Origin of the sequence: Kitasatospora sp. NPDC088160, from assembly GCF_044741445.1 — a bacterium.
GTDB lineage: Bacteria > Actinomycetota > Actinomycetes > Streptomycetales > Streptomycetaceae > Kitasatospora.
The window spans coordinates 75,071-101,803 of record NZ_JBIUSS010000011.1 but is presented as its reverse complement, the minus strand read 5'-3'; the positions used below and the strand labels follow the sequence as shown (position 1 = coordinate 101,803).

Annotated in this window: 23 protein-coding genes; 13 read left to right on the top strand and 10 right to left on the bottom strand. The window is 74.7% G+C overall.

Translation table 11 applies throughout. The features are described 5' to 3' along the window. Positions 1-6: 6 nt before the first annotated feature. Positions 7-1,173, bottom strand: coding sequence for an ABC transporter substrate-binding protein (locus ACIOGZ_RS18745; protein ID WP_400986499.1), 1,167 nt, complete (start codon positions 1,171-1,173; stop codon positions 7-9). A 369-nt stretch (positions 1,174-1,542) separates the two neighbouring features. Between ACIOGZ_RS18745 and ACIOGZ_RS18740 the strand changes: the two genes are divergently transcribed. Further along, complete coding sequence (locus tag ACIOGZ_RS18740) at positions 1,543-2,322, top strand: GntR family transcriptional regulator (protein WP_363580537.1); 780 nt, start codon at positions 1,543-1,545, stop codon at positions 2,320-2,322. Positions 2,323-2,370: 48 nt separating this feature from the next. Here the strand turns inward: ACIOGZ_RS18740 and ACIOGZ_RS18735 are convergent, their stop codons facing one another. Further along, positions 2,371-3,951, bottom strand: a complete 1,581-nt coding sequence (locus ACIOGZ_RS18735) for a phosphonate degradation HD-domain oxygenase (RefSeq protein WP_400986497.1) — start codon at positions 3,949-3,951, stop codon at positions 2,371-2,373. 253 nt (positions 3,952-4,204) lie between these two features. Next, positions 4,205-5,290 carry an aminotransferase class V-fold PLP-dependent enzyme gene (locus tag ACIOGZ_RS18730; protein ID WP_363580541.1) on the bottom strand — a complete coding sequence of 362 codons (1,086 nt, stop codon included), beginning with the start codon at positions 5,288-5,290 and terminating at the stop codon, positions 4,205-4,207. Between the two features lie 97 nt (positions 5,291-5,387). Here ACIOGZ_RS18730 and ACIOGZ_RS18725 point away from each other — a divergent pair, with 97 nt between their 5' ends. The 7 genes from ACIOGZ_RS18725 to ACIOGZ_RS18695 all read left to right on the top strand — a co-directional run bounded on the left by ACIOGZ_RS18725 (position 5,388) and on the right by ACIOGZ_RS18695 (position 12,423). Then, positions 5,388-6,479: an amidohydrolase family protein gene (locus ACIOGZ_RS18725; RefSeq protein WP_063349565.1), complete on the top strand. Its 1,092-nt coding sequence runs from the start codon at positions 5,388-5,390 to the stop codon at positions 6,477-6,479. A gap of 118 nt (positions 6,480-6,597) precedes the next feature. Next, positions 6,598-7,275, top strand: a complete 678-nt coding sequence (locus tag ACIOGZ_RS18720) for a uracil-DNA glycosylase (RefSeq protein ID WP_363580545.1) — start codon at positions 6,598-6,600, stop codon at positions 7,273-7,275. A gap of 184 nt (positions 7,276-7,459) precedes the next feature. Continuing rightward, entirely contained in the window at positions 7,460-8,497 is a 1,038-nt protein-coding gene (locus ACIOGZ_RS18715) for an SCO1860 family LAETG-anchored protein (RefSeq protein WP_400986495.1), read from the top strand. Between the two features lie 220 nt (positions 8,498-8,717). Further along, a complete protein-coding gene (gene glnII / locus ACIOGZ_RS18710; protein ID WP_363580549.1) occupies positions 8,718-9,740 on the top strand; it encodes a glutamine synthetase in 1,023 nt (340 codons plus the stop codon). A 217-nt stretch (positions 9,741-9,957) separates the two neighbouring features. After that, the gene (locus tag ACIOGZ_RS18705; protein WP_400807519.1) at positions 9,958-11,055 is read left to right on the top strand and encodes an LLM class flavin-dependent oxidoreductase; all 1,098 of its coding nucleotides are present in this window, start codon (positions 9,958-9,960) and stop codon (positions 11,053-11,055) included. A 49-nt stretch (positions 11,056-11,104) separates the two neighbouring features. Continuing rightward, positions 11,105-11,635 carry a hypothetical protein gene (locus tag ACIOGZ_RS18700; RefSeq protein WP_400807522.1) on the top strand — a complete coding sequence of 177 codons (531 nt, stop codon included), beginning with the start codon at positions 11,105-11,107 and terminating at the stop codon, positions 11,633-11,635. Beyond that, a complete protein-coding gene (locus ACIOGZ_RS18695) occupies positions 11,632-12,423 on the top strand; it encodes an MOSC domain-containing protein (protein ID WP_400986494.1) in 792 nt (263 codons plus the stop codon). The genes ACIOGZ_RS18700 and ACIOGZ_RS18695 overlap by 4 nt, the downstream gene beginning before the upstream one ends. A 53-nt stretch (positions 12,424-12,476) precedes the next feature. Here the strand turns inward: ACIOGZ_RS18695 and cobC are convergent, their stop codons facing one another. Together cobC and ACIOGZ_RS18685 are read right to left on the bottom strand one after the other, a co-directional pair. Further along, the gene (gene cobC / locus ACIOGZ_RS18690) at positions 12,477-13,523 is read right to left on the bottom strand and encodes an Rv2231c family pyridoxal phosphate-dependent protein CobC (protein WP_400986492.1); all 1,047 of its coding nucleotides are present in this window, start codon (positions 13,521-13,523) and stop codon (positions 12,477-12,479) included. Further along, positions 13,520-14,896 (bottom strand): cobalamin biosynthesis protein, encoded by a 1,377-nt coding sequence (locus ACIOGZ_RS18685; protein WP_400986490.1) that lies wholly within the window; start codon positions 14,894-14,896, stop codon positions 13,520-13,522. The genes cobC and ACIOGZ_RS18685 overlap by 4 nt, the downstream gene beginning before the upstream one ends. 243 nt (positions 14,897-15,139) lie before the next feature. Between ACIOGZ_RS18685 and ACIOGZ_RS18680 the strand changes: the two genes are divergently transcribed. The 5 genes from ACIOGZ_RS18680 to ACIOGZ_RS18660 all read left to right on the top strand — a co-directional run bounded on the left by ACIOGZ_RS18680 (position 15,140) and on the right by ACIOGZ_RS18660 (position 19,991). Continuing rightward, complete coding sequence (locus ACIOGZ_RS18680; RefSeq protein ID WP_400807528.1) at positions 15,140-16,087, top strand: alkaline phosphatase family protein; 948 nt, start codon at positions 15,140-15,142, stop codon at positions 16,085-16,087. Positions 16,088-16,092: 5 nt separating this feature from the next. Next, positions 16,093-17,421, top strand: a complete 1,329-nt coding sequence (locus ACIOGZ_RS18675; RefSeq protein ID WP_400986488.1) for an MFS transporter — start codon at positions 16,093-16,095, stop codon at positions 17,419-17,421. Further along, positions 17,418-18,452, top strand: coding sequence for a TolB family protein (locus ACIOGZ_RS18670; protein ID WP_400986487.1), 1,035 nt, complete (start codon positions 17,418-17,420; stop codon positions 18,450-18,452). Before ACIOGZ_RS18675 ends, ACIOGZ_RS18670 begins: the two co-directional genes overlap by 4 nt. A 66-nt stretch (positions 18,453-18,518) precedes the next feature. Beyond that, positions 18,519-19,307, top strand: a complete 789-nt coding sequence (locus ACIOGZ_RS18665; protein ID WP_400986485.1) for a hypothetical protein — start codon at positions 18,519-18,521, stop codon at positions 19,305-19,307. A 210-nt stretch (positions 19,308-19,517) separates the two neighbouring features. After that, positions 19,518-19,991 carry a hypothetical protein gene (locus tag ACIOGZ_RS18660; protein WP_400986484.1) on the top strand — a complete coding sequence of 158 codons (474 nt, stop codon included), beginning with the start codon at positions 19,518-19,520 and terminating at the stop codon, positions 19,989-19,991. A gap of 22 nt (positions 19,992-20,013) precedes the next feature. Here ACIOGZ_RS18660 and ACIOGZ_RS18655 read toward each other — a convergent pair whose 3' ends face one another. The 5 genes from ACIOGZ_RS18655 to ACIOGZ_RS18635 are packed head-to-tail and all read right to left on the bottom strand — an operon-like array spanning position 20,014 to position 26,684. After that, complete coding sequence (locus ACIOGZ_RS18655) at positions 20,014-21,423, bottom strand: cobyrinate a,c-diamide synthase (protein WP_400986482.1); 1,410 nt, start codon at positions 21,421-21,423, stop codon at positions 20,014-20,016. Between the two features lie 4 nt (positions 21,424-21,427). Beyond that, positions 21,428-22,033: a cob(I)yrinic acid a,c-diamide adenosyltransferase gene (gene cobO / locus ACIOGZ_RS18650; RefSeq protein ID WP_400986481.1), complete on the bottom strand. Its 606-nt coding sequence runs from the start codon at positions 22,031-22,033 to the stop codon at positions 21,428-21,430. Positions 22,034-22,039: 6 nt separating this feature from the next. Next, on the bottom strand, positions 22,040-24,184 hold the full coding sequence (locus tag ACIOGZ_RS18645; protein ID WP_400986480.1) for a putative cobaltochelatase: 2,145 nt from the start codon (positions 24,182-24,184) through the stop codon (positions 22,040-22,042). Further along, the gene (locus ACIOGZ_RS18640; protein ID WP_363580575.1) at positions 24,181-25,719 is read right to left on the bottom strand and encodes a cobyric acid synthase; all 1,539 of its coding nucleotides are present in this window, start codon (positions 25,717-25,719) and stop codon (positions 24,181-24,183) included. Before ACIOGZ_RS18640 ends, ACIOGZ_RS18645 begins: the two co-directional genes overlap by 4 nt. After that, complete coding sequence (locus ACIOGZ_RS18635; protein ID WP_363580577.1) at positions 25,716-26,684, bottom strand: cobalamin biosynthesis protein; 969 nt, start codon at positions 26,682-26,684, stop codon at positions 25,716-25,718. Before ACIOGZ_RS18635 ends, ACIOGZ_RS18640 begins: the two co-directional genes overlap by 4 nt. Between the last annotated feature and the right edge of the window lie 49 nt (positions 26,685-26,733).

Here is a 26,733-nt window from a genome sequence, read left to right as displayed (position 1 = left end):
GTCAGGTCAGCCCGCGATCGCCTTGGCCCAGTTCTCGGTCACGGTCTTCTTGGCCGTGTCCGTCTGCTCCTGGGCCGGGAAGGTGGTGAAGGGCTTCTCGACCGGCGGGAGCTTCGCGGCGCCCGCGGCGTCCAGGGTGCCGGCCGTCTTCATGGCGTCGAACAGGGCCGGGGTGGCGTAGCCGCCCAGGAAGCCGTTCTGGCCCTCGGCGCTGTACAGGTACTCCTCCCACAGGCGGGCGGCGGCCGGGTGCGGCGCGTCCTTGTTGATCGCCTGGTTGTAGTACTGCGCGTAGGAGCCGTCCGAGGGGATGGCCACCTGCCAGTCGATGCCCTTGCTCCTGAACTTGTCGGCGTAGCCGGCGTTCAGGTACGACCAGTCGATGCTGATCGGGGTCTCGCCCTTCTCGATGGTCGCCGGGGTGACCTCGACCGGGTTGAAGTTGCCGGCCTGCTTGACCTTGGCGAAGAAGTCGATGCCGGGCTGGATGTTGTCCAGCGAGCCGCCGTTGGCGAGCGCGGCCGCGTAGACGGCGCCGAACGCGGCACCGGCCTTGGTCGGGTTGCCGTTCAGGGCGACCATGCCCTTGTACTCGGGCTTCAGCAGGTCGGCGAAGGTCTTCGGGCAGGCGGACACCTTCTTGGCGTCGCACGCGATCGACATGTAGCCGCCGTAGTCGTTGTAGTGCAGGCCGTCGGCGTTCTTCATGGTGGCCGGGATCTTGTCGAAGTCGGTGACCTTGTACGGGGCCAGCAGGCCCTGCTTGGCGGCGCTGAGCGCGAAGGCCGAGCCGAGGTCGACGACGTCGGGGGCGCGGTCCTGGCCCTTGCGGGAGGTGATCGCGTTGATCTCGTCCTGGCTGGCGCCGTCGGGGTTCTCGTCCTCGATCTCGATGCCGTACTTCGCCTTGAAGTCGTCCATCAGCTTGCCGTAGTTCGCCCAGTCGCGAGGCAGCGTGATGACGTGCAGCTTCCCCTCCTTCTTGGCGGCGGCGATCAGGCCGTCCATCCCGCCGAAGTCGGCGACCGAGGTGGCGGTCTTGGCGCTCTTGCCGCCCGCGGCGTCGCCGGACTTCGCGGTGGAGGAGCCGGCGGAGCCGCAGGCGGTGAGGGACAGCGCGGCGGCGGTCAGGACCGCTGCGAAGGCGGCGGAACGGGCGCGGTGCACGGACACGGGTCAGTCTCCTGATCGGGTGTACTGCAAGGGGGTGAGCTGCGGTGGGGTTGTCTGATCGGGGGATCGTGCGAGTGGCCGTTCGGAGCCGTTCTGAGGTGTCCGGTGCCGTTCGGAGCCGCCCGGAGCCGTTCGAGGCCGTCCGAGTTGACTAGCCAACTTCGCTGACGGAGGTAAGTACGCCGGAGTCCGATGACGGGAAGGTGAACGGACGGCCCAGAACCGGGGTCGGCTGCGGGAACGGTCGAATCCGGCCATCTGAGCGTGATCCGTTCGGTGCGATGCTTCAAAGGCGCAGCGGGATAAGGTCGGGCTGTCCGTGCCGGTACGGCTGCGCAGGACACCGCCCCAGGAGGGACATTGACTGACGTGGCACTTGAGCCCGGGCGCCCCGCCGAGCGCGCTCCCGGCGCCCTGTACCGGAAGGTCGCCGCCGACCTGCGCGAGGCCATCACCACCGGCGCGTACGGCGAGGCCGGCCGGCTGCCCGCCGAGGGCGCGCTCGCCGAGCAGTACGGCGTCTCCCGGGGCACCGTCCGCCAGGCGCTCGCCGTCCTCCGCTCCGACGGGCTGGTCACCTCCCGCCGCGGCACCCGGCGCGTCGTGCTCGGGGGCGCCCGGGTGCAGAGCTTCTCCGAACTGCTCAGCTTCACGCACTGGGCGTACTCGATGGGCGAGGAGCCCGGCGGCATCCTGGACTCGCTGGTCCGCCGCCCCGCCGACACCGCCGAACGCGAGCAACTGCGCCTGGAGCCGGGCGCCGAGGTGTACGTGACCGTCCGGCTGCGCACCCTCTCCGGCGCGCCCGTGATGGTCGAGCGGACCGTCTACCCGCCGCGGGTCGGCGAGATCGTCGCCGAGCTGCCGGCGGACGTCGTCTCGCACACCGAAGTCCTGCGCGAGCACGGCATCCTGTTCACCGACGCCGACCACACCATCGACATCGTGGCCGCCAACGCCGAGGACGCCCGGCTCCTCGGCTGCCGCCGCGGCGGCCCGCTGCTGCGCGAACGGCGGCGCACGACGGATCCGACCGGCACTCCGGTGGAGTGGTCCCAGGACCGCTACCTGCCCGGGACGGTGGCCTTCAGCATCCACAACTCGCTGGCCGCGTCGGCGCTTTCGCGGCACGCCCGGGAGGGCGACTGAGTCCGGGGCCGAGCCCGGCCATCCTCCCGGGCGTGCCGGCCGGTGCCGTCAGTGCATGAGCGCGGCGAGCAGCGGGCGGTAGTGCTCGAAGCCGGGTGTCGGCGCCCCGGCCGTCTTCGCCTGCTCGTCCCAGCGGCGGACGGCCACCGCGTCGGCGGCGCCCGGGAGTTCGGCGAACGCGGCGGCCTGCCGCTCGTCCATCGGGCCGCCCTGGACGGTGAGGGTGTACTCCGAGGCCTCGGACAGCCGCTGCCGGTAGTCCGGCTCCACCGCGCACAGGTAGCGCTTGGCGGCCACGTGCAGCCGGACCGGCTCGGTCACCTCCGGGCCGAACCACCGTGCCAGCCAGTCGGCGCCGGTGTCGCTGTGCCGGTTGTCCTGACCCTCCATCAAGTCCCTACCGTGCAGTGCTCCCTGGAAGTGGCCGACGTCGTGCAGCAGCGCGGCGGCGACGAGGTGGTCCGGCGCCCCGGCCGCCTCGGCGGCAGCGGCGGCCTGGAGCATGTGCTCGGCCATGGTGACCTCCTCGCCCAGGTACTCCCCGGCGCCCTCGCCCGCGAACAGCCCGGCGATCGCGTCCAGCGCGGCGGCGCGCCGGTGCAGCACGGCGAGGGTGCTGCCCAGCGTGTCCAGGTCGGCGTAGCAGCCCTGGAGGTGGCGGTGGCCGTCCTGCTGGAAGGCCGTACGGGCGTGCAGCAGCCGGGTGTTGTCGAAGATCAGGCAGTCGCCGCGGTCGAGGCGGAAGGTGAGCTGGAGCTCGGGGCGCAGGGTGATCGCGGCGAAGCGGCGGTACGCGGCGTAGAAGGCCGTCAGTTCGGCGGAACTCCCGCGCAGGGTGCCGATCGAGCGGTTGTTGAACCGCACCTCGCGGATCCGGCCCAGGGCGTCCACCTCGATCAGCGGGCGGTCGGCGCGCAGTTCGGTGCGGCGGTCGCGGAAGACGAACGGGACGGGCGTGCGGGTGAGCGTCTCGAAGTCCGCCGGCGCCTCCTCCCGGAGGACCGCCGCCGCCCGGAACCCGTCCACGAGGCCGGAGTCGCCGCCGGTCGCGGAGTTCTCCAGGCAGTGCAGGAGCTGGAGCGTCGGCACCGGGTCCCGGTACGGGTTGTCGGTGTGCGGCGCGATCGCGACGCTGGTGAACGCCAGGTTGTTCGGATCCGGCTCGACCCGGACGTCGAACAGCTCCCCGTAGTTGGTGACCCGGACGTAGCCGAAGCTCTCGGCCACCGCGAGGACCTGCCGCTCCACCGCCGGCACCCCGCGCAGCACCGCGAAGCCGCTGCTGCGCACGGCGGTGAGGACGGCGGCCTGCTCGGCGGGGTCGGACAGGTACGCCTCCCACCGCGCCTCGGGGATCCCGCGCGCGAAGTCCGCCGCCACCCAGAGCCGCTTGCCCTCCTCCGTCCGCCCGTCGCCGTCCCGCTCGGCGCCCAGCCACTCCAGCGGGTACCGCGAGCGGTGCCCGTCCGACCAGAGCACCTCCAGGCCCCCGTCGGTCTCGGTGCTCGCGGCGACCGCCAGGTCCTGCGGCAGGTCGTCGATCTGGAACAGTTTCTGCCCGTTCCGGGGGTCCCGGCACTCGGCGCACGGGCAGTTGTCGCGCAGCCAGTACGGCGGCAGCTCGGTCACGGTGGTCTCCTCCTCGGCGGCGTCTCGGGTGAAGTTGTATAGCCAACTTCACCCCTGGCCGGAGCCTGCCGGTCCCCGGTGAGATCGGCGTGCCGCGCAGATGAACGCTGCGGGAACTGTGCCGGGAGCCCATGGCCGAAACCCGCCGTGCCGTGCGCGGCCAGGCCCTGTCCGGGGGAGAGGCGGAGCGGCCCCCGGGACCGAGTGTCCCGGGGGCCGCTCCGCGTGCTCGGGCCTTGACGGCGCCGTGGTGTCAGCCCTGGACGGCTGCCGTCCAGGCCGCCTCCGCGGCGGCCAGGGCCGGGGCCGGGTCCGCGTCCGTCGCGGTGGCGAGGGCGGTGAGGCAGGCGTGGACGGTGGGCAGGGCGGCGGCGGGGCCGTAGTGGTTGACGCGGAGCATCGAGGCGGCGAGGGGGCCGCCGCCGGGCTGGACGGGGAGGGCGGGGTCGAGGCGGGCGGCGAGCTCGGCCGCGTGCACGCCGGCCGGGGTGCGCAGGGTGGTGGCGACCGGGGCCGCGTGGGCGTCCTCGGTGACGAACGGGGCGAGGGTGCCGAGCGCGCGGGCGCCCGCGCGGGTGGCGGCGGAGGCGGCGCGGTGGCGGGCGATGACGGCGGGCAGGCCGTCGGCGGCGATCCGGTCGAGGCAGGCTCCGAGGGCCAGCATCTCCAACTGGGCGGGGGCGTGCGGGAGCACGGTGCGCCCGGCGTCCGTCCAGCGCTCCTTCCAGTCGAGCAGGGACAGGTAGGAGCGGCGCGGGGCGGCCGGGTTGGCGGCGATCCGCTCCCAGGCGCGCTGGGAGACGGAGACGGCGGAGACCCCGGCGGGGCCGCCCATGGCCTTCTGGCCGCCGATGACGCACAGGTCGACGCCCCACTCGTCGGTGAGCAGCGGCTCGGCGGCGACGGAGGCGACCGCGTCGAGCATCAGCAGGGCGCCGTGCTCGCGGACGGCGGCGGCGATCCCGGCGACGGGGTTGGTGTTGCCGGTGGCGGCCTCGGCGTGGACGAGGGAGACGAAGTCGACGGCCGGACGGGCGGCGAGGGCGTCGGCGACCTGCTGCGCGCTGACCGCGCTGTCGAAGGGGACGGCCAGGTCCACGACCTCGACCCCGCAGGAGCGCAGCCAGTTGCCGAAGGTCTGCCCGTACGGGCCGGTGACGATGTTGAGCGCGGTGGAGCCGGGGTGCGCGGCGCCGCGGATCGCGGCCTCCAGCGGCAGCAGCGCCTCACCCTGGGTGACGATGACGTCCGCGGTGGTGTGCAGCAGTGCGGCCACCTGGTCCTCGATCGCCGCGAACTCGGCGGCGCTGAGCGGGGGGAGGTCGAGGAAGGGACTCACGGTAGCGGCCTTTCGGGCGTGGGGTGGTGGGTGCCGGAACGAGTCTGCCGCATCTTTGCTGCTTACAGGGAACACGCCCGTCGGTAGAGTGCGGGCCATGAGCGATGGCGCGGTGCTGCACGTCCGGGGTCGGGTGCTGGTCGGTCCGGAGGACGTCCGGGACGAACTCTGGGTCGTGGACGGCCGGGTGAGCTTCACCCGCCCGCCCGGCGCCGAGGACGTCCGGACGGTGACCGGCTGGGTGCTGCCCGGCCTGGTGGACGCGCACTGCCACGTCGGCCTGGACGCGCACGGCGCCGTCGACGCGGAGACCAGCGAGAAGCAGGCGCTCACCGACCGTGACGCCGGCACCCTGCTGATCCGCGACGCCGGCTCGGCCGCCGACACCCGGTGGATCGACGAGCGCGAGGACCTGCCCCGGATCATCCGCGCCGGGCGGCACATCGCCCGCACCCGCCGCTACATCCGCAACTACGCGCACGAGATCGAGCCCGGCGACCTCGCCGCGTACGTCCGCGCGGAGGCCCGGCGCGGCGACGGCTGGGTGAAGCTGGTCGGCGACTGGATCGACCGCGAGCGCGGCGACCTCGCCGCCTGCTGGCCCGGCGACGCGCTGGCCGAGGCGATCGCGGCGGCGCACGAGGAAGGCGCGCGGGTCACCGCGCACTGCTTCGCCGCCGAGTCGCTGCCGGACCTGCTGGCGGCCGGTATCGACTGCATCGAGCACGCCACCGGACTGACCGAGGAGCTGATCCCGGCCTTCGCCGAGCGCGGCGTGGCGATCGTCCCGACGCTGGTCAACATCGCCACCTTCCCGGGCCTGGCGGCCGGCGGCGAGGGCAGGTTCCCGGCCTGGGCGGCCCACATGCGGCGGCTGCACGAGCGCCGCTACGCCACCGTCGGCGCCGCGCACGACGCGGGCATCCCGGTGTTCGTCGGCACGGACGCGGGCGGCTCGCTGGCGCACGGGCTGGTCGCGGAGGAGGTGGCGGAACTGGTGAAGGCGGGGCTGAGCCCGGCGCAGGCACTGTCGGCGGCCAGTTGGGGTGCGCGGGAGTGGCTGGGGCGGCCGGGGCTGGAGGAGGGGGAGTCGGCCGACTTCGTGGTGTACGGGGAGGACCCGCGGGCGGACGTCCGGGTGCTCGCCGACCCCCGGCTGGTGGTGCTGCGCGGCCGGCCGGTGGGGTGAGCGGGTGGCCGGTGGCGGGTGGCCCGTCGTGGTCGGCCGCCGGGCCGGACGGCTCCGGGCTCGTGTGCATGATCATCCGCTGAACGCGCTGTCGGTGTAGGCCGATAGGGTGGCCACCATGGCACCGCGTCCACTGAACGAGATCGTCGAGCCCGGTTGGGCCACCGCCCTGGAGCCCGTCGGCGGGCGGGTCGCCGCCATGGGCGACTTCCTGCGCGCCGAACTGGCCGCCGGCCGTACCTACCTGCCGTCCGGGCCGAACGTGCTGCGGGCCTTCCAACAGCCCTTCGCCGACGTGCGGGTGCTGATCGTCGGACAGGACCCGTACCCGACCCCGGGCCACGCCGTCGGGCTCAGCTTCTCGGTGGCGCCGGAGACCCGGCCGATCCCGGCCAGCCTGATCAACATCTTCCAGGAGTACGGCAGCGACCTCGGCCTGCCCCAGCCGTCCAACGGCGACCTCACCCCGTGGACGCGGCAGGGCGTCCTGCTGCTCAACCGCGCGCTGACCACCGCGCCGCGCAAGCCCGCCGCGCACCGGGGCAAGGGCTGGGAGGAGGTCACCGAGCAGGCGATCCGGGCTCTTGTGGCGCGCGGCGGCCCGCTGGTGGCGATCCTGTGGGGGCGCGACGCCCGCAACCTGCGGCCGCTGCTCGGAGACGTCCCGGCGATCGAGTCGGCGCACCCGAGCCCGTACTCGGCGAGCGGCGGCTTCTTCGGCTCGCGGCCGTTCAGCCGGGCGAACGAGCTGCTGGCGCGGCAGGGGGCGCAGCCGGTGGACTGGCGACTGCCGTAGCAGACCGGAGTCAGTAGCAGACGTCAATCTCACTCCAACGAGTGAAATGACGTTCTGTGTGGCTCCTGTGACGGACTGTTCGAGAAGACTGGCGGCTCACCGTTCGGAACGCCGGCCCCTCCCCGCCTGTCGCGGGTGACGTCTGGGCGCGCTCCGGATCAACAGCACCTGTGGGGGTACCGCCATGTCTTCTCGTTCCACCAGCTCCGCCCGTTCCGTCCGCCGAACCGCTTCCGCCGCCGCCGTGGTCGCGGCCTGCACGCTGCTCACCGTCCCGCCCGCGTGCGCCGCCCCGGCGGCCACTGCGTCGTCCTCTCCGTCGTCCGCCGCCTCGCCCGGCAAGGCGCGCGCCGTCACCGCCGAACTCGCCCTGGACGTCAGCCTGTTGAACAAGACGGTCGACGTCCCGGTGGACCTCGCGCTCAACAAGGTGGAGACGCCGGCCCAGAGCGAGGGCTCGCTCCTCACCGCCAAGGTCGACGGCGTCGACCAGCAGGGCCCGGTCACCCTGGTCAAGGCCGACGTCGGCACGGCCGTGACCCGCATCGACGCCAAGGGCACCGCCGCCTCCGTCAAGCTGGTCAACGCCGACGTGCACGCCCCCGGCCTGCCCGCCACCACGCTGATCGGCCTGGAGGCGATGAGCGCCGAGGCGACCTGCCCCGTCGACGGGCAGCCGACCGCCGACGTCGTCGCGCCCGCCAAGCTGACGGTGCTCGGCAAGCCCGTCACCATCGGCCTGTACGGGCCGACCAAGGTGGACGTGCCGCTGATCGGCAGCGTGTCGGTGGAGCTCTCCAAGAAGAGCACCACCTCGACCACCGCCGCCGCCTCCGCCCTGGAGGTCCAGGTGGAGGTGAACCCGCTGAACCTGAACGTCGCCAAGGTCACCGGCAAGATCACCGTGGCCTCGGTGAGCTGCGAGAAGCCCTCCGCGCCGGCTGCCGGCGCGACCCCGACCCAGGCCCCGACGTCGCCCGCGCCGACCGGCACCGCCGCCACCGCCCAGCCGGTCGCCGACACCACCACCCGCGCCGTCGTCCCGCAGGCCGCCACCGAGAAGCCCGGCCCGTCGGAGAAGCCGGCCGCCGGCCTCGCCGCGACCGGCGGCAGCAGCGCCACCGGCCCGCTGGCCGCCGGGGCCGCCGCCCTCGTCGCCGGCGGGGCCGGCGCCCTGTGGGCCACCCGGCGCCGCCGGGCCGCGCACGCCCGCCGGCACTGAGCCCCGGCCCCTCGCGGTGCGGGAGCGCCACCCGGGGTGCCACCTCGGCACCCCGGGTGCCACCCCGCCACTCCGGATGTCGCCCTGGCACTCCCGCACCGTGACCGTGTCATCACGGAGGGTTGGTTCACATCCGCGTTACACGAGAGGAACAACCGGGAAACGGCGGCTTGCGACGCTACGCGGGCACCCACCACCCAGCAATGCGAGGTACACCGCCGTGGCAATCAAGGCCGAGTACATCTGGATCGACGGCACCAAGCCGACCGCGAAGCTCCGTTCCAAGACTCGGGTCCTGCCCAACGCGGACAAGATCCCGACCTGGGGTTTCGACGGCTCCTCGACCAACCAGGCGGAGGGCCACGCCTCGGACCGCGTGCTGGACCCGGTGAAGGTCGTGCCGGACCCGATCCGCGGCGGTGACAACATCCTCGTCCTGTGCGAGGTGCTGGAGACCGACGGCACCCCGCACAAGTCCAACACCCGCGCCCTGCTGCGCGAGGTCGACGAGAAGTACGCGGCCCAGGAGTCGATCTTCGGTATCGAGCAGGAGTACACCTTCTTCAAGGGCTCCCGCCCGCTCGGCTTCCCGGAGGGCGGCTTCCCGGCCCCGCAGGGCGGCTACTACTGCGGCATCGGCGCCGAGGAGGTCTTCGGCCGCGAGATCGTCGAGCTGCACCTGGACCGCTGCATCGACGCCGGCCTGGCGATCTGCGGCATCAACGCCGAGGTCATGCCCGGCCAGTGGGAGTTCCAGATCGGCCCGGTCTCCTCGCTGACCGTCTCGGACGACCTGTGGATCGCCCGCTACCTGCTGTACCGCACCGCCGAGGAGTTCGGCATCGACGCCACCCTGGACGCCAAGCCGGTCAGGGGCGACTGGAACGGCGCGGGTGCACACACCAACTTCTCCACCAGGGCGATGCGCGAGGGCTACGACGCCATCATCACCGCCTGCGAGTCCCTCGGCGCCTCCCAGGACAAGGTGCTGGAGCACGTCAGCCAGTACGGCGACGACATCCAGTCCCGCCTGACCGGCAAGCACGAGACCGCCCCGTGGAACGTCTACAGCTACGGCGTCTCCAACCGCGGCGCCTCGGTCCGCATCCCGTGGCAGGTCGAGGTGGAGCAGAAGGGCTACATCGAGGACCGTCGCCCGAACGCCAACATCGACCCGTACGTCGTCACCCGCCTCATGATCAACACCTGCTGCGAGGCCCTGGAGAAGGCCGGCCAGGTCTGATCCGCCCCCGCTCCGCACCGGCCGCCGGTCCTCCCGTACGAGGGAGGGCCGGCGGCCGTCGTCGTCGGGCATAATCGCTCGCATGACCGCTTCCGCCCGCCGTGTCCTCGTGCGACGTCTGCACGTGGACCTGGTGCGGGTGTGCGCGGCCGCGTGTTGCCGGTGAGTGTCTCCGTCCTCATCCCGCAGGCAACCCGGCGTAGGAGTGTGTCCGTTCATGTCGCTCGTGTTCCACTGGTTCCTTCCCACCAACGGTGACAGTCGGCAGATCGTCGGGGGTGGTCACGGGTCCACGCCGGGGGTGGCGGGGGCGGACCGGCCGCCGAGCCTGGGGTACCTGGGGCAGGTCGCCCGCAGCGCGGAGCAGTTGGGGTTCGAGGGGGTGCTGACGCCGACCGGGGCGTGGTGCGAGGACGCCTGGCTGACGACGGCGATGCTGACGCAGGTGACGGAGCGGCTGAAGTACCTGGTGGCGTTCCGGCCCGGGCAGATCAGCCCGACGCTGGCCGCGCAGATGGCCGCGACGTACCAACGGCAGTCCGGCGGAAGGCTGCTGCTGAACGTGGTGACCGGCGGGGAGTCCGCCGAGCAGCGCGCCTACGGGGACTTCCTGGACAAGGACGCCCGGTACGCGCGGACCGGGGAGTTCCTGGACATCGTCCGGCGGCTGTGGGCGGGCGGGACGGTCGACCACCACGGGCCCCATCTGCGGGTCGAGCGGGCCCGGCTGAACCGGCTGCCGGAGCCGGTGCCGACGGTGTACTTCGGCGGCTCGTCCCCGGCGGCCGGCGAGGTCGCGGCGCAGTCCGCGGACGTCTACCTGACCTGGGGCGAACCGCCCGCCCAGGTGCGGGAGAAGATCCGCTGGATCCGCGAACTCGCCGCCGCCCGCGGGCGGGTGGTGCGGTTCGGGATCCGGCTGCACGTGATCACCCGGGACACCGCCGCGCAGGCCTGGGCGGAGACCGAGCGGCTGCTCGCCGGAATGGACCCGGGGCTCGTGCGCCGGACCCAGCGGGCGCTCGCCGAGAGCGAGTCGGAGGGCCAGCGGCGGATGCTCGCGCTGCACGGCGGATCGGCCGAGCGGCTGGAGGTGTACCCGGGGCTGTGGGCCGGGATCGGCCTGCTGCGCGGCGGCGCCGGGACGGCCCTGGTGGGCAGCCACCGGGAGGTCGCGGACCTGATCACCGAGTACCACGAGCTGGGGATCGACGAGTTCGTGCTGTCGGGCATGCCGCACCTGGAGGAGGCGTACTGGTTCGGCGAGGGCGTGCTGCCGCTGCTGGCCGCCCGCAACCTGTGGCACCGGCCGTGAACCCGCAAACCGCTGGTCAATCCGCCGGGTCGGCCGGAGAATTCACGGCATGACGCTGCCCCTGCTCCTCCTCGACGTGGACGGACCGCTCAACCCCTACGCCGCGCCGACGACCCGGCGGCCGGAGGGGTACGACACCCACCGCCTGCTCCCGACCTGGTGGGCGGACCGGCAGGCGCACTACTCCCACGCGCGGGCGAAGCCGCTGCGGGTGTGGCTGAACCCGGCGCACGGGCCGGAACTGCTCGGCCTGCCGTACGAACTGGTGTGGGCCACCGGCTGGATGGGCGAGGCGAACACCCACATCGGCCCGAACCTCGGACTGCCCGAACTCCCCTACATCCAGTGGACGGACCTGTTCGGGGAGGACCCGGACGGCCTGCACTGGAAGACCCGGGACGTGGTCGCCTGGGCGGACGGCCGCCCGTTCGCCTGGGTGGACGACGAACTGGGCCCGCAGGACACCGCCTGGATAGCCGCCCACCACCCCGCCCCGGCACTCACGTTCCACGTCAACCCCCGAATCGGCCTGCTGGCCGCCGACTTCATGGCCCTGCGCGAATGGGCGGTCGCGGCATGAGGATCGGGACGGTCGAACGGCTGCGGCGCTACCCGGTGAAGTCGCTGCTGGGGGAGGAACTGGCGGCGGTCGGGGTGGACGGGCGCGGCCTGGAGCGGGACCGCGGCCGCGCCCTGCTCGACCTCGACACCGGGAAGGTCGCCAGCGCCAAGAACCCGCGGCTGTGGGCGGGCCTGCTCGGTTACACGGCGGCGACCACGGCGGGCGGCGTGGTGATCACCGGCCCGGACGGGCGGTGCGTGGACGAGGAGGAGCTGTCGGCGGCGCTCGGCCGCAAGGTCGCCCTGATCGCCGAGTGCCCGCCCGGGGCGACGATCGAGCGGGCCGTGCCGGAGGAGGTGCTGGCGCACGGCATCGAGGCCGAAGTCGACGTCACCGTCAACGAGTTGGGCCGGGCCGCGCCGGACGGCGGCTTCTTCGACTTCGCCCCGCTGCACCTGGTCACCACCTCGACGCTGGCCGCGACCGGCGCCGAGGCGGAGCGCTACCGGCCGAACCTGGTGATCCGCACCGAGGGCGAGGGGTACGTCGAGAACGCCTGGGTGGGGCGGGAGTTGGCGATCGGGCCGGTGCTGCGGCTGCGCGTCGTGGTGCTCACGCCGCGCTGCGCCGTCCCGACCCTGCGGCACGGCCCGCTGCCCCGGAGCACGTCCGCCCTGCGCGTCCCGGCCGAGCGGAACCGCCTGGTCCCGTTGGAGGGCATGCCCGCGCTGCCCTGCGCGGGGGTGTACGCGCAGGTGCTGGTGCCCGGCCGGGTCGCGGTGGGGGATGCGATCAGGCTGGACTGAGGCGGGGTCGGGGCGGAGGTCAGGCGGGGTCGGGGCAGGGGCGGTGGCGGGGGTCAGGCTGGGCCGAGGACGGCGGTGAGGGCGCCCAGGAAGCGGTCGGTGGTGGCCTCGTCCCGGACGGCGATCCGCAGCCACTCCTCGCCCAGCCCCGGGAAGGTGTCCCCGCGCCGGACGGCGAAGCCGCGCCCGCGCAGCCGCTCCCGGACGGCCGCCGCCTCCGGCAGCCGTACCAGGACGAAGGACGCGGCCGGCTCGCCGTACACCCGAAGAGTCGGGAAGGCGGCCAAGCCCTTCAGCAAGTACGTCCGCCACAAGGCCAGTTCGGCGGCGGCTGCCTCCGCCTCGGCCAGCGCGGCCGGGCCGCTGCACGCCTCGGCGGCGGCCAGCGCGGGGGTGGAGACCGGCCAGAGCGGCTGGGCGGCGCCGAGTGCGGCGATCAGTGGCGCGGGCCCGAGGACGTAACCGATCCGCAGTCCGGCCAGGCCCCAGGTCTTGGTGAGGCTGCGCAGGACGACAACCTGGCCGGGCAGGTCCCGGACCGGGGCGAGGGACTCGCGTTCGCCGGGCACGGTGTCCATGAACGCCTCGTCGACCACCAGGGTGCGTCCGGGGCGGGCGAGTGCGGCGACGGCGTCGGCGGGGTGCAGGACGGAGGTCGGGTTGGTGGGGTTGCCGAGGACGACCAGGTCGGCCTCCTCCGGGACGGCCCCCAGCCGGAACCCGTCCTCGGGGGACAGCAGCACCCGGTGCACCTGGTGTCCGGCGTCCCGCAGAGCCGCCTCTGGTTCGGTGAACTGCGGGTGCACGACGACGATGTGACGTGACATCAGGACGCGGGCCAGCAGGACGAAGGCCTCCGCCGCCCCCGAGGTGAGCAGCACCTCGTCGGCCGGCCGCCGGTGCCGGGCGGCCACCGCGGCGCGGGCGGCGCCCTGGTCGGGGTAGGCGGCGAGGTCGCCGAGGGTGGCCGCGAGCCGGTCGCGCAGCCAGGCCGGGGGTGTGCCGGTGCGGACGTTGACGGCGAGGTCGACCAGGCCGGACCCGTCGGCGCGCACCTCGGCGTCGCCGTGGTGGCGCAGGTCGGGTTCGGGGGCGGTCACGCGGGGTCTCCTTGCGGGTGGGCGGGCACATCGGGGGCGAGCGGATGAAGGGGCAGCCCCGGGACGCGGTGGACGTCGTACGGGCCCGGCGGCACGCTCAGTGCCGCGCCGTCGCCGAGGGCGACCAGTGCGACGGCGTGCCCGTGCGCGGCCAGGTCAACAGCCAGGTCAACGGCCGCGTCGGCGGCCAGGTCGACGGCCGCCCCGACGGCCGCCCCGGCGCCGTCGTCCGTCGCGATCCGCCTGGTCCCGGGCCGCAGCAGCTCGGCGACCGCCTCGACCGCGCCCGACGCGCCCACGACCGCCGACGCGCGCCGCAGTTCCGCCAGCGCGCGCGGCACCAGCAGGTCGTGCGCGCCGGGCCCGAGCCCGACGACGGCGAGGCGTCCGCGGACCGCCGCCCGGGCGATCGCGACCGTCGCCGCGGCGGACTTCCGTTTGGTGGCGACGAGTTCGCCGCCCGGGGCGCTCGCCAGGGCGGCCGCCTCGGCGACGCTCGCGGTGCCGACGGCGGCGCCGACCAGGTCGGACGGGTTCGGCACCGCCACCGCGGCCAGGGCCGCCGCCGGGTGCTCGTCCACCGGCACCCCGCCGAGGCAGAACGCGGCCCAGCGCACCTCCGGGTGGTCCGCCTTGCCGGCCACCGTCGCCAGCCGGGCGATCGAGGCGCGGGCCAGGCCGTGTTCGGCCAGGGTGTCCGTGATCAGTCGCATCAGCTCGGAGTCCGTGGCGCCGCCGCCCGCGCCGACCCCGACGACCAGGGTGCGCGGGTGCACGAGGAGCACGTCCTCCTCGGGGTGGGTGCGGTCGGTGACCCGCAGGACGGGGGCGTCGGCGGGCGCGTCGGGACGGGCGGAGGACGGCAGGGCGGGCAGCGGGTACGCCAGGTCGCTCTCCAGCCGGACCGGTCGGCCCTCGGCGAGCGCCTGCGCGGCCGCCGAGCCGCGCGGCCCGCGGGTGGACGTCGACGCGTGCCCGGCCAGATGCGCGAAGGGCGGGGCGGTGGCCGGGGGAGGGCCGCTGGCCAGGACGGCCCGGACACCGAGCAGGGCGGCGAGTTCCTCGGCCAGCTCGTCGGCGCCGCTGTCGCGCCCGGTCAGCGGGACGGCGTAGCGCAGGTTCAGGTCCAGGCTGACCAGGCCGGGCCCGCCGGGGCGCAGGTGCGAGCCGTCGATCAACAGCCGCACGGTGGCCGCGACCGGCGCGAGGCAGACCACCAGGTCGTCCCGGCCGAGGGCGTAGTCCAGGGCCTCGGTCGGACCGAAGCAGGCGCTGACCACCGCGGTGTGGATGCGGGTGGTCTCGGGCCAGGCGGCGTGGATCTCGTCGGCCAGCAGGCGGCCCGTCCCGTTGAGGGCGACCAGTCCGATCACGTCCCGCTCCTTCACCCAAAGCCCCGCGATCCCCGCGCACGAGCATCCGCGATCCCGCCACAAGGGCCCCCGTGATCCCACCACGCCCGGTCGGAACGGGTCAATCGGGGCGGTTGTGACGTGGACCGCCGACGGGCGGCAGCTGTTCGTCTGTTCTTCACTTGTCTTGTGCGGTACACGACACGGCGCGATCCTACTGTTCTCGGCGCTCCAACCAGGCAGCCCCGACGCACGGAGGACCCGATGGCCTTCGCACGACTCCGCACCCCCGGAACCACGTCCCCCCGCCGCCCCTCCCGCCGCCCGCTCCGCCGCCCGCTCCGCCGGCCCCTCACCGCCCTCGCCGCCGGGCTCGGCCTCGTCGGCGGCTCGCTCGGCCTGTGGGCCGCCGGCGGCAGCGCGGCCGCCGACACCACGGGCGGGCTGCCCTCGCCCGACCACGTGATCGTCGTGATGATGGAGAACCACGCCTACTCGCAGGTCATCGGCAGCAGCTCCAGCGCGCCGTACATCAACAACACGCTGGTCGCCGGCGGTGCCGCGCTCACCCAGTCCTTCGCGCTCACCCACCCCAGCCAGCCCAACTACTACATGCTGTTCTCCGGCAGCGCGCAGGGCGTCACCGACGACAGCTGCGTCGACGTCGGCGCCCTCCAGCAGCCCAACCTGGGCTCCGAACTGCTCGCCGCCGGCCGGACCTGGGCCAGCTACAACGAGGGCCTGCCCGCCCAGGGCGCCACCGACTGCCGCGTCGACAACTACGCGCAGAAGCACAACCCGTGGTTCGGCTTCGGCAACGTGCCCGCCTCCAGCGCCTACGGCATGGACGCCTTCCCGACCGACTACACCACCCTGCCCAAGGTCTCCTTCGTCATCCCGGACCTGTGCAACGACATGCACGACTGTTCCGTCGGCACCGGTGACGCCTGGCTGCAGACCAACCTCGCCGCCTACGCGGACTGGGCCAAGAGCCACAACAGCCTGCTCGTGGTCACCTTCGACGAGGACAACCGCCTCGCCGGCAACCGCATCCCGACCGTCGTCTACGGCGCCCACGTCACCCCCGGCAGCAGCACCGGCACCACCTACAACCACTACAACGTGCTGCGCACCCTGGAGGACCTCGCCGGGCTGACCACCCACGCGGGCAACGCCGCCAACGCCACCGACATCACCGGCATCTGGAACTGACGCCCGTGTACGTCGCGGACTCCCGCAGCTCCAAGGCCCCCGCCGCCCCGGCCTCCGCAACGGAGCCGCCGGGGCGGCGGGGCGCCGCCCTGCGCGCCGTACCCGGGACGGTGCTCGCCCTCGGCGCCGTCAGCCTGGTCACCGACATCTCCTCCGAGATGGTCACCGCCGTCCTGCCGCTCTACCTGCTCACCGGCCTCGGCCTCTCCCCGCTCGGGTTCGGGCTGCTGGACGGCATCCAGAACGGGTTCAGCGCACTCGTGCGCCTCGCCGGGGGCCACCTCGCCGACCGCCGCGGCCGTGACGGCGCCGCCCGCCACAAGGCCGTCGCGGCCGTCGGCTACGGCCTGTCCGCGCTCTGCAAACCGCTGCTGCTGCTCGTCCACACCGTGCCGCTGATCGGCGCCGTGATCGCCGTCGACCGCACCGGCAAGGGCCTGCGCACCGCGCCCCGGGACGCGATGATCTCGCTCTCCACCGAACCCGCCCACCGCGGACGGGCGTTCGGCGTGCACCGGGCGATGGACACCGCCGGGGCCCTGCTCGGCCCGCTCACCGCCTTCCTCGTGCTGCGCCTGGCGGGCGGGCCGATGCTCGCCGACGGGGGAGAGCGGCACGGCTACAACGCGGTGTTCACGGTCAGCGCGTGCGTCGCCGCCCTCGGCGTGCTGGTCCTGCTGCTGTTCGTGCCGAACCGGCCGTCTACTGACGAACCGTCAACTACTGCTCCCGCGCTACGCGACAGCCTCACCCTGCTGCGGCTGCCCGGGCTGCGACGGCTCACGCTCTGCGCCGTCCTGCTCGGACTCACCACCGTCAGCGACTCCTTCCTCTACCTCCTCGTCCAGCGCCGGCTCGGCCTCTCCGTCGACCTGTTCCCGCTGCTGCCGCTCGGCACCGCCGCCGCCTTCCTGCTGCTCGCCGTCCCGCTCGGCGCCCTCGCCGACCGGATCGGCCGCCGCCGGCTCTTCCTCGGCGGGCACGTGCTGCTGCTGCTCGCGTACGGGCTGCTGCTCTCGCCGGCCGGCGGCCCGGCGGTGGCCGTCTGCGTCCTCGTGCTGCACGGCGCCTTCTACGCGGCCACCGACGGCGTGCTCGCCGCCGCCGCGGCCGACGCCGTCCCGGCCGGGCAGCGCGGCGCCGGGCTGGCCCTGGTCGGCACCGGGCAGGCGCTCGCCCGGTTCGCCTGCTCGCTGCTGTTCGGCGCGCTGTGGAGCGCGGTCGGCGGCACCGGCGCGCTGGGCTGGTCGGCGGGGGCGCTCGCGCTCTGCGTGCTCGGCGCGGCCGCCGTCCTGCGTGAACCCGCCACCACCACCGTCGAGGAGAGCCCGTGAACCGACTCCAGAACCGGACCAGGGTGATCATCCTCCTGGTCGCCGTCCTGCTGCTCGGCGCCGTCGGCACCGGGGCCGTCCTCCACGCCGCCGACCGCACCGCCCGGCGCGACCAGGCCCAGCCCGGCGGCCCCGCCGTCACCGAGGGCGCCGTCACCCTGCAGAAGCCCTCCGAGGGGCGGAAGCTGGTCTTCCGCAACATGGCCTGGGGCCCGCACCGCGACGAACTCACCGCCGTCCCCGCCGACCGCCCGGACGGTCCGCGCACCGCCTCCGGCGTCCAGTGCCTGCGCTTCTACGCCGCCGCCGGCACCGGCATCTGCCTCCAGGCCCAGCACGGCGCCCTGGAGGACACCTACCGCGCCGTCGTCCTCGACGACCACCTGCGCGAACGGCGCTCCTACCCGGCGGCCGGCATCCCCACCCGCTCCCGAGTCTCCCCGTCCGGGCACCTCGCCGCCTGGACGGTCTTCGTCAGCGGCGACTCCTACGCGGGCACCGACTTCTCCACCCGCACCTCCATCGTCGACGTCCGCGACTGGAACCTCCGGGACAACCTGGAGACCTTCGACGTGATCAAGGACGGCCACCCCTACCAGGCCCACGACATCAACATCTGGGGCGTGACCTTCGCCGACGACAACACCTTCTACGCGACCCTCGCCACCGGCGGCCACACCCACCTCGTCCGCGGCGACCTCGCCGCCCACACCCTCACCACCCTGCACGAGAACGTCGAGTGCCCCTCGCTCTCCCCGGACGGCACCCGCATCGTGTACAAGAAGCGCGTCCCCGGCCTGTCCCCCGACGCCCCCTGGCGCCTGTACGTCCTCGACCTCGCCACCATGACCGAGACGGCCACCGCCGAACAGCGCAACATCGACGACCAGGCCGTCTGGTCGGACACCGGTACCCTCCTCTACGCTCTGCCCGGCGACTACGGCGCCGACCTGTGGACCGTCCCCGCCGACGGCGGCGGCGCCCCCCGGCGGGTCACCCAGGCCGCGGTCGCCCCCGCCTACCTGGGCTGAGGAACTCTCGGCTACGGTCCCTCGTCGAGCACAATGACGTCCTGATCGAACGGGGGAACGACAATCGTGGACGGCATCCCGCCCGAGCGCGCGGTCACCGACTCCTGGCCGGCCCTGCACGGCCGACCCGTCCTGCGGCGCACCGTCGCCGTCGGACTGGTCCTCTGCGTGTCCGTCGCGGCCGCCCTCGTGGTGCGCGGCGTCAACTCGCTCACCGCCGGCCGCGTCGGCCGCGAGACCGACCGCGACCGCGCCGAACTCCTCGCCGGCCTCCACCCCTCCCAGCACCCCGGTGTCGGCCGCTCCTACGTCCCCGTCGGCGCCGTCTACACCCACACCCCCGACGGCGCCCCCATCGCCTACCTGCACTACCGCGTCGCGGGCAAGGACGTCGGCCTCGGCGACTTCCTCCGCGCCTACGACCTCCCGGCCCCCGGCCCCACCGCACCCCTCCCGGCCGACCTCACCGCCGCCCTCGGCGGCGACGGCCCGGCCGAGGCCCCCGAACTCCTCCCGGACCCTGAGCCCACCCCCACCCCCGACGCCACCACCGCGGACCCGGCGCCCCCGGCGCCCGCGGCACCCCCTGGCCTCCAGGCCGCCGACCCCGACGCCGAACCGGACGCCGACGCCGACCCCACCCCGGACCTCGACGACGAAACCCCCGAGCCCACCCCCTCCGTCACCCTCCCCCTGACCCCGACCCCAACGCTCACCCCGACGCCCACCCCCACTCCCTCCCTCACCCCCACCCCGCCCCCCAGCCACCCCCAGACCACCCGCCGCATCTACGTCGCCACCATCCCCGGCGCCGCCCCCGGCGCCGCCGACATCTACATCCGCGCCACCGGCTGAGCGCGCCCCCGGCGTCTGCGCCTGAACCGCCGCGCGGTCCGGCGCTTCGGCGTACGTTGGGGGGCCGGGGCGGCCCCGCGGTGACGGTCGGTCCGGACGTGCGCGGGCGGCGTCAGCAGCGGCAGGCGGCCGTAGTGGTCGGGCAGTTCGCGTGTCCGTGGCCTCCCCGGTGGCGTTAACCCGGCGGGAACCGCACCGGAGGAGGAGCCCATGAAGGACAAGACCCCCAGGGACATCGCCGTCGACGACCAGCTGCGGGCGGCAGGGGCGGAGGGCGCCCAGTGGCTCAGTGCCGCCGGGTGGGGGTCGCCGGTGACGGTCCCGGTGCAGAAGGCCGCCAGGTGGCAGCAGGAGACCAGGGCCCGGATGCTGGCGGCGCAGGCGGACGAGTCCTGCACGTGGTGCGTCCACCTGCTCAACGGCGGCCCCCAGCCCGTGGTCGTCCACGCCGAGCACCCGACCCACCTGGTCTGCCGCTCCTGCTCCATCGCCGCCCGCCCTCGCCGCGCCTGCCTGGACTGCGGCGGGCCGGCCGCCTCCGCCTCCCCGGCGGACGGCCGCGAGGACGTCTTCATGGGCCCGGTGGCGATCTACACCCGCCTCCGCTGCGCCACCTGCCACCGCGCCGACCGCCCCGACCGCCCCGACCCCCTGACCGGCACCTTCGGCAACGGCCCGTCCTGAGACGGGCAGGGCCCGAGGGGGGTCACGGTGACGCGGGGTTCCCGGGGGTCGCCTGGTAGGTGGCTGCGGCGGAGGTGAAGGAGGTGGCCAGGGACGGGGCTCCGGCCCAGTGCAGGTGCAGGTAGGAGGCGTGGACGTGGCTGCCCGCGAACCCCTCGGTGCGGGGGCCGGTGGGCAGGCGCCAGCCCCAGGCGGGGTGTTCGCCCGCGCCCGGTTCGCAGACCGTCCGGTGGAACTCGTGGCCGCGCACCCGGGTGCCGGTCCGGGCGAGCGGGGAGTCGTGCAGGGCGACGGCCTCCCGGTAGCCGAGGGTGAGCCGTTCGGTCATCCGGGCGCCGGTGTCCAGCACGCCGCACATCGGCAGGCCGTCCAACTCGCGCCCCAGGTAGAGGAGTCCGGCGCATTCGGCGGCGATCGGGCCGCCGCCGGCGGCGAACGCCGCGATGGCCCCGCGCAGCGCCGTGTTGCCGCTCAGCTCCCGGACGTACAGTTCGGGGAAGCCGCCGCCGATCACCAGGCCGGCCGTGCCGTCGGGCAGCGCCGAGGCGTGCAGCGGGTCGAAGGGGACGACCTCGGCGCCTGCGGCGGTGAGGAGTTCGGCGTTCTCGGCGTACGAGAAGGAGAACGCGGCGCCGCCCGCCACCGCGATCCGCGGTGTGCCGGCCACCGGGTCGACCTCGGCCGACGGGTTCCACGGTTCGGCGGTCAACTCCGGTGCCGTCCGGGCGAGTTCGAGCAGGGCGTCCAAGTCGACCGAGGCGGCGACGAGTTCACCCATGTCGGCGACGGCGCGCAGGGCCTCCGCCGAGCGCTCCACGGCCGGGATCAGCCCGAGGTGGCGGGACGGCGTGGCGACCGCCGTGGAGCGGCGCAGCGCGCCCAGCACGGGCACGCCCGAGCCCTCCTCCAGGGCCTCGCGCAGGAGGTGCTCGTGCCGGTCGGAGGCGACCCGGTTGAGGATCACCCCGGCGAGGCGCACCTCCGGGTCCCAGGAGGCGAAGCCGTGCACCAGCGCGGCCACCGACCGGGACTGCGAGGAGCCGTCCACCACCAGGACCACGGGCGCCCGCAGCAGCTTGGCGACGTGCGCGGTGGAGGCCAGCTCCCCCCGCCCGGAGGCCCCGTCGAACAGGCCCATGACCCCCTCGACCACCGCGACGTCCGCCCCCGCCGCGCCGTGCAGGAAGAGCGGGGCGATCCGCTCCGGGCCGCACAGGAAGGCGTCCAGGTTGCGGCCCGGGCGCCCGGCGGCGAGCGCGTGGTAGCCCGGGTCGATGTAGTCGGGGCCGACCTTGTGCGGGGACACCGCCAGCCCGCGCGCGGTGAGCGCCGCGATCAGACCGGTGGCGACGGTGGTCTTGCCGGCGCCCGAGGAGGGCGCGGCGATGACGAGGCGGGGGATGGCGGCCAACGGCCTGCCGGCAGTGCTCAACGGTCTACCACTCGATACCGCGCTGGCCCTTGCGGCCGGCGTCCATGGGGTGCTTGACCTTGGTCATCTCGGTGACCAGGTCGGCGAATTCGGTCAGCGGCTCGGGTGCGTACCGGCCGGTGACGACGACGTGCTGGCTGCCCGGGCGGTCCTTGAGCACCGACACGACCTCCTCCGGGTCGACCCAGCCCCAGTGCATCGGGTAGGTGAACTCGTCCAGCACGTAGAAGCGGTAGGTCTCGGCCGCCAGGTCGCGCTTGACCTGCTCCCAGCCCTCCTTGGCGGCCGCCTCGCTGTCCATCTCCATCTCGCTGGAGCGCTGGATCCACGACCAGCCGGAGCCCATCTTGTGCCAGTCGACCGTCCCGCCCTCGCCGGAGGCGCCGAGCATGCGCAGCGCGTTCTCCTCGCCGACCTTCCACTTGGCGGACTTCACGAACTGGAACACCCCGACGGGCCAGCCCTGGTTCCAGGCCCGCAGCGCCATGCCGAACGCGGCCGTGGACTTGCCCTTGCCGGGGCCGGTGTGCACGGCGGTGATCGGCTGCGTGCGGCGCTGACGGGTCGTCAGGCCATCGTCGGGGACGCTCTCGGGGACACCCTTGGGCATGTCGGCTCAGGCCGCCTTTCGCATGGTGGTGGCACGGTTCTCGCGCCGGCTGTCCTGCCGGTTCTCGCGGACGAGCGAGGCGACGCCCTCGGGGCGCAGCTCGTCCAGGCTGACGGCGGTGCCGCCGAGCAGCCCGGCCAGGGTGCGGGCGAGGCCGAGTCGGACGGGGCCGGACTCGCAGTCCAGCACCACGCTGGCGGTGCCCTGCGCGGCGAACAGCCCGGCCGCGCGCTGCGACCGGGCGAGCGCGTCCCGCCCGCCGGTGGCCCGGCCGTCGGTCACCACGACCAGCAGCGGGCGGCGGCTCGGGTCGCGCAGCCGCTCCACCCGCAGCACCTCGTGCGCGCGCAGCAGGCCGGCGGCCAGCGGGGTGCGACCGCCGGTGGGCAGCGACTCCAGCCGGGCCGCGCCGACCTCCACGGACGACGTCGGCGGCAGCGCCAGTTCGGCGTCCGCGCCCCGGAAGGTGATCATGCCGATCTTGTCGCGCCGCTGGTAGGCGTCCATCAGCAGGGACAGCACGGCGCCCTTGACGGCGGTCATCCGCTGCCGGGCGGCCATCGAGCCGGAGGCGTCGACGACGAACAGCACCAGGTTGGACTCCCGTCCCTGGCGGACCTGTTCGCGGAAGTCGTCCTTGCGCAGCACCAGCGCCCGGCCGGCCCGCCCGCGTGCCGCCTGGTGCGGTGCGGCGGCCTGCAGGGTGGCGGTCAGGTGCAGCCGGCTGAGCGCACCCTGGGGGCGCCGGGCGCGCACGGTGTGCCCGCCGGTGGTCTCGGCGGGGGAGCGGCGGCCCTGGGCGCCGTGGCCGGTGCCCTGCACGGTGAACAGCTTGGTCCGGTACGGGTCGCCGGCCGCGACCGGCGCCGACTCCCGTGCAGGGGCGGGGTGTTGGGCCGGCACGGGCTGCTGGAGCGGCTCGTCCGGCTCGGCGGCCGATGCCTCCGGACCAGAGGCGGGCTCGGGGGCCCCGCCGCCGTCCGGGCCGCCGCCGGGGCCGCCGTCCGGGCCCGGACCGTCGTCCTCGGGGCCGTCGCCCTCGCCGTCGCCCTCAGCCTCTCCTGAGCCCCCGGGCTCCTCGGGCTCCGACGACTCCTCGGGCTCCGATGGCTCCGACGACTCCGAGGGCTCCTGCGGCTGCGCGTGCTCCTCCAGCGTCCGGTCGAGCTGTTCCTCGTCCAGCCCCGGCGCGTCGAAGGGGTTGCGGCGGCGCCGGTGCGGCAGCGCCAGCTGGGCGGCCTTGCGGACGTCCTCCTCCAGCACCTCGGTCCGCCCGCCCCAGGCGGCGAGCGCGACGGCGGTGCGGGCCATCACGATGTCGGCGCGCAGCCCGTCCACCTCGAACGCGGCGCACACGGCGGTGATCTGACGCAGTGCCACATCCGTCAGCTCCACCTTGGGCAGCAACTCCCGCGCGGCGGTGATGCGTTCGGCGAGCGCCTGCTCGTCCGCGGCGAACCGCGCGGCGAAGCCGGCCGGGTCGGCGTCGTAGCCGAGCCGGCGGCGGACCACCTCGGCGCGCTCGGCCGGGTCCCGGGTGGCGGCGATCTCGACGGTCAGGCCGAACCGGTCGAGCAGCTGCGGCCGGAGCTCGCCCTCCTCCGGGTTCATCGTGCCGACCAGCAGGAAGCGGGCGGCGTGCCGCACCGACACGCCCTCGCGCTCGACGTACGAGCGGCCCATCGCGGCGGCGTCCAGCAGCAGGTCCACGACGTGGTCCTGGAGCAGGTTCACCTCGTCGATGTAGAGCACGCCGCGGTGCGCCTTGGCGAGCAGCCCCGGCTCGTACGCCTTGACGCCCTCGGCGAGCGCCCGTTCCAGGTCGAGCGAGCCGACGATCCGGTCCTCGGCCACGCCGACCGGCAACTCGACCAGCTGGGCTGGGCGTTCGGACGCCGAAGGGCGGTCGTGCGGCCCGTCCGGGCACTGCGGGTCCGGAGCGGCCGGGTCGCAGGCGAACCGGCAGCCGTCGACGGCCGCGAGGGTCGGCAACAGGCCGGCCAGCGCGCGCACCATGGTCGACTTCGCGGTGCCCTTCTCGCCGCGCACCAGCACGCCGCCCACGGCCGGCGAGACCGCGTTGAGCAGCAGTCCGAGCCGCAGGTCGGGCATGCCGACGATCGCGGTGAACGGATAGCGGACGTCACTCATGCATACTCCCCAGGTGCCCCGGGCGCCAGGAACGGCAGCGATCCGGCCGCCGGCACCCCGCCCTCGATCAGCTTCCACAGCGCGTCGGTGTCCGCGTGTTCCTCGATCAGGTCGCCCAGCCGGTCCAGCCGGGCCTCGCGCGCCTCGGCGAACGAGGTGTCCGGCGCCGGCACGAACGCCCGGCCCGCCAACGCGGCGACCTCGCGCAGGAGTTCACGGCGGAAGCCGTCGTTCTCCAGCGCGCCGTGCCAGGTGGTGCCCCACACCGGGCCGACCCGGCAGCCGTCCAGGCCGTGCCCGTCGTCATCGGAGAAGAACGGCTCGCCCCCCTCCACGGCCACCACTCCGTGGTGGATCTCGTACCCCTCGACCCGCTGCCCGTACGCCGTGCCGGCCGGCCGCGCCAGCACCTTCTCGGCGCCGAACCGCACGTGTGTCGGCAGCAGGCCCAGGCCCTCGACCGAGCCGGCCCCGGACTCCACCTCGTCCTCGATCCCGCGCGCCAGCATCTGGTAGCCGCCGCACACCCCGAGGACCGGCAGCCCGGCCGCCGCCCGCGCCTTCAGCGCCGGCTCCAGGCCGCGTTCGCGCAGCCAGGCCAGGTCGGCCACGGTGGCCCGGGTGCCGGGCAGCACCACCAGGTCGGCGTCGGCCAGTTCCTCCGGCCGGGTCACCCAGCGCACCAGCACACCGGGCTCCTGCGCCAGCGCGTCCAGGTCGGTGAAGTTCGACAGCCGGGGGAAGCGCACCACGGCCACCCGCAGCACGTCCGCCCCGAGCGGGCCGCGGCCGTCCACCCGGTCCACCACCGTGGACAGGTCCAGCGAGTCCTCGGCGTCCAGCCACAGGCCCGGCAGCATCGGCAGGGTGCCCAGCACCGGACGGCCGGTCAGCCCGTGCAGCATCTCCAGGCCGGGCGCCAGCAGTCGCGCGTCGCCGCGGAACTTGTTGACGAACCAGCCCGCCACGTGCCGCTGGTCCTCCGCCGACAGCAGTGCCAGCGTCCCGTACATCGCCGCGAAGACGCCGCCGCGGTCGATGTCCCCGACCACCACCACCGGCAGCCCGGCGGCCGTCGCCAGGCCCATGTTGGCGATGTCCCGGTCCCGCAGGTTGATCTCGGCGGGCGAACCGGCGCCCTCGCAGACCACCACCTCGTAGCGGCGGCGCAGATCCGCCAGGCACTCCAGCGACCGTTCCAGCAGGACGGGCTTGCGTTCGCGGTAGTCCAGCGCGCCCACCTCGGCGACCGGCCGGCCCAGCAGCACCACCTGGCTGCGGCCGTCCGCCCCCGGCTTCAGCAGCACCGGGTTCATCGCCGCCTCCGGCTCCACCCTGGCCGCCTGCGCCTGCATCGCCTGCGCCCGGCCGATCTCGGCGCCGTCGGCGGTGACGAAGGAGTTCAGCGACATGTTCTGCGCCTTGAACGGCGCGACCCGCACCCCCTGCCGGGCCAGCCAGCGGCAGATGCCCGCGGTCACCACACTCTTGCCCGCGTCCGAGGTCGTCCCCGCGACCAGCAGTGCGTTGCTCATGCCCTTCCCCTCCACCGTGTCGTCAGCAAGCGCAGCGCGACGTGCCCCGCGACCGTCGTACCCAGGGCCAGCGCGCCCACCCGCCGGGAGAGCACGCAGGCCCGCTCGATGTCGTCCGCCGTCACCGGCCGCAACTCCGCGCCCAGCACCGGCCGGTGCTCCACCCGCTCCCCGTACTGGAGGGTCCCGCCCAGCCGGACGCCCACCGCGCCCGCGAAGGCCGCCTCCGCCTGGCCCGCGTTCGGGCTCGGGTGCGCCGAACCGTCCCGCCGCCAGACCCGCCAGGCCGTTTTCGGCTGCGGCGCGGCGGCCACCGTGAGCAGAGCCGTCAGCCGGGCGCCCGGCCAGCCCGCCACGTCGTCCAGCCGGGCCGAGGCCCAGCCGAACCGGGCGTACCGCGGCGAGCGGTGGCCGACCATCGCGTCCAGCGTGTTCACCGCGCGGAACGCCAGCAGCCCCGGGGTGCCCGCCAGCGTGCCCCAGACCAGCGCGTTCACCACGGCGTCCGCCGTGTTCTCGGCCACCGACTCGACCACCGCGCGGGCGATCTGAGGCCCGTCCAGCGCGCTCGGGTCCCGCCCGCACAGGTGCGGCAGCCGCTCCCGCGCGGCCGCCAGGTCGCCCGTGGCCAGCGACCGGCCGATGGTGCGCGCTTCCCGGGTCAGCGAGGTGCCGCCCAGCACCGTCCAGGTCGCGGCGGCCGCCAGCGCGGCCCGGCCCAGCGGACGCCGGCCCACCGTACGGTCCAGGGCCACCGCGCCGGCCGCGACCGCGCCGACGCACAGCGCCGTGTACCCGGCGCCGGCCACCCGGTCGTCCTGCCACACCCGCCGCTCCAGCCGGGTCGCCGCACCGCCGAAGACGGCCACCGGGTGGCCGCGCCGGGGGTCGGCGAAGCGGGCGTCCGCGGCGAAGCCCGCGGCGGCGCCGAGCGCGAACGCGGCGGCGCGGGTCAGCGGGCGCACGGCGGGTTCGGCGGAAGGCCGCGTGGGGTCCGGCGGGGCGGGGCAGCCT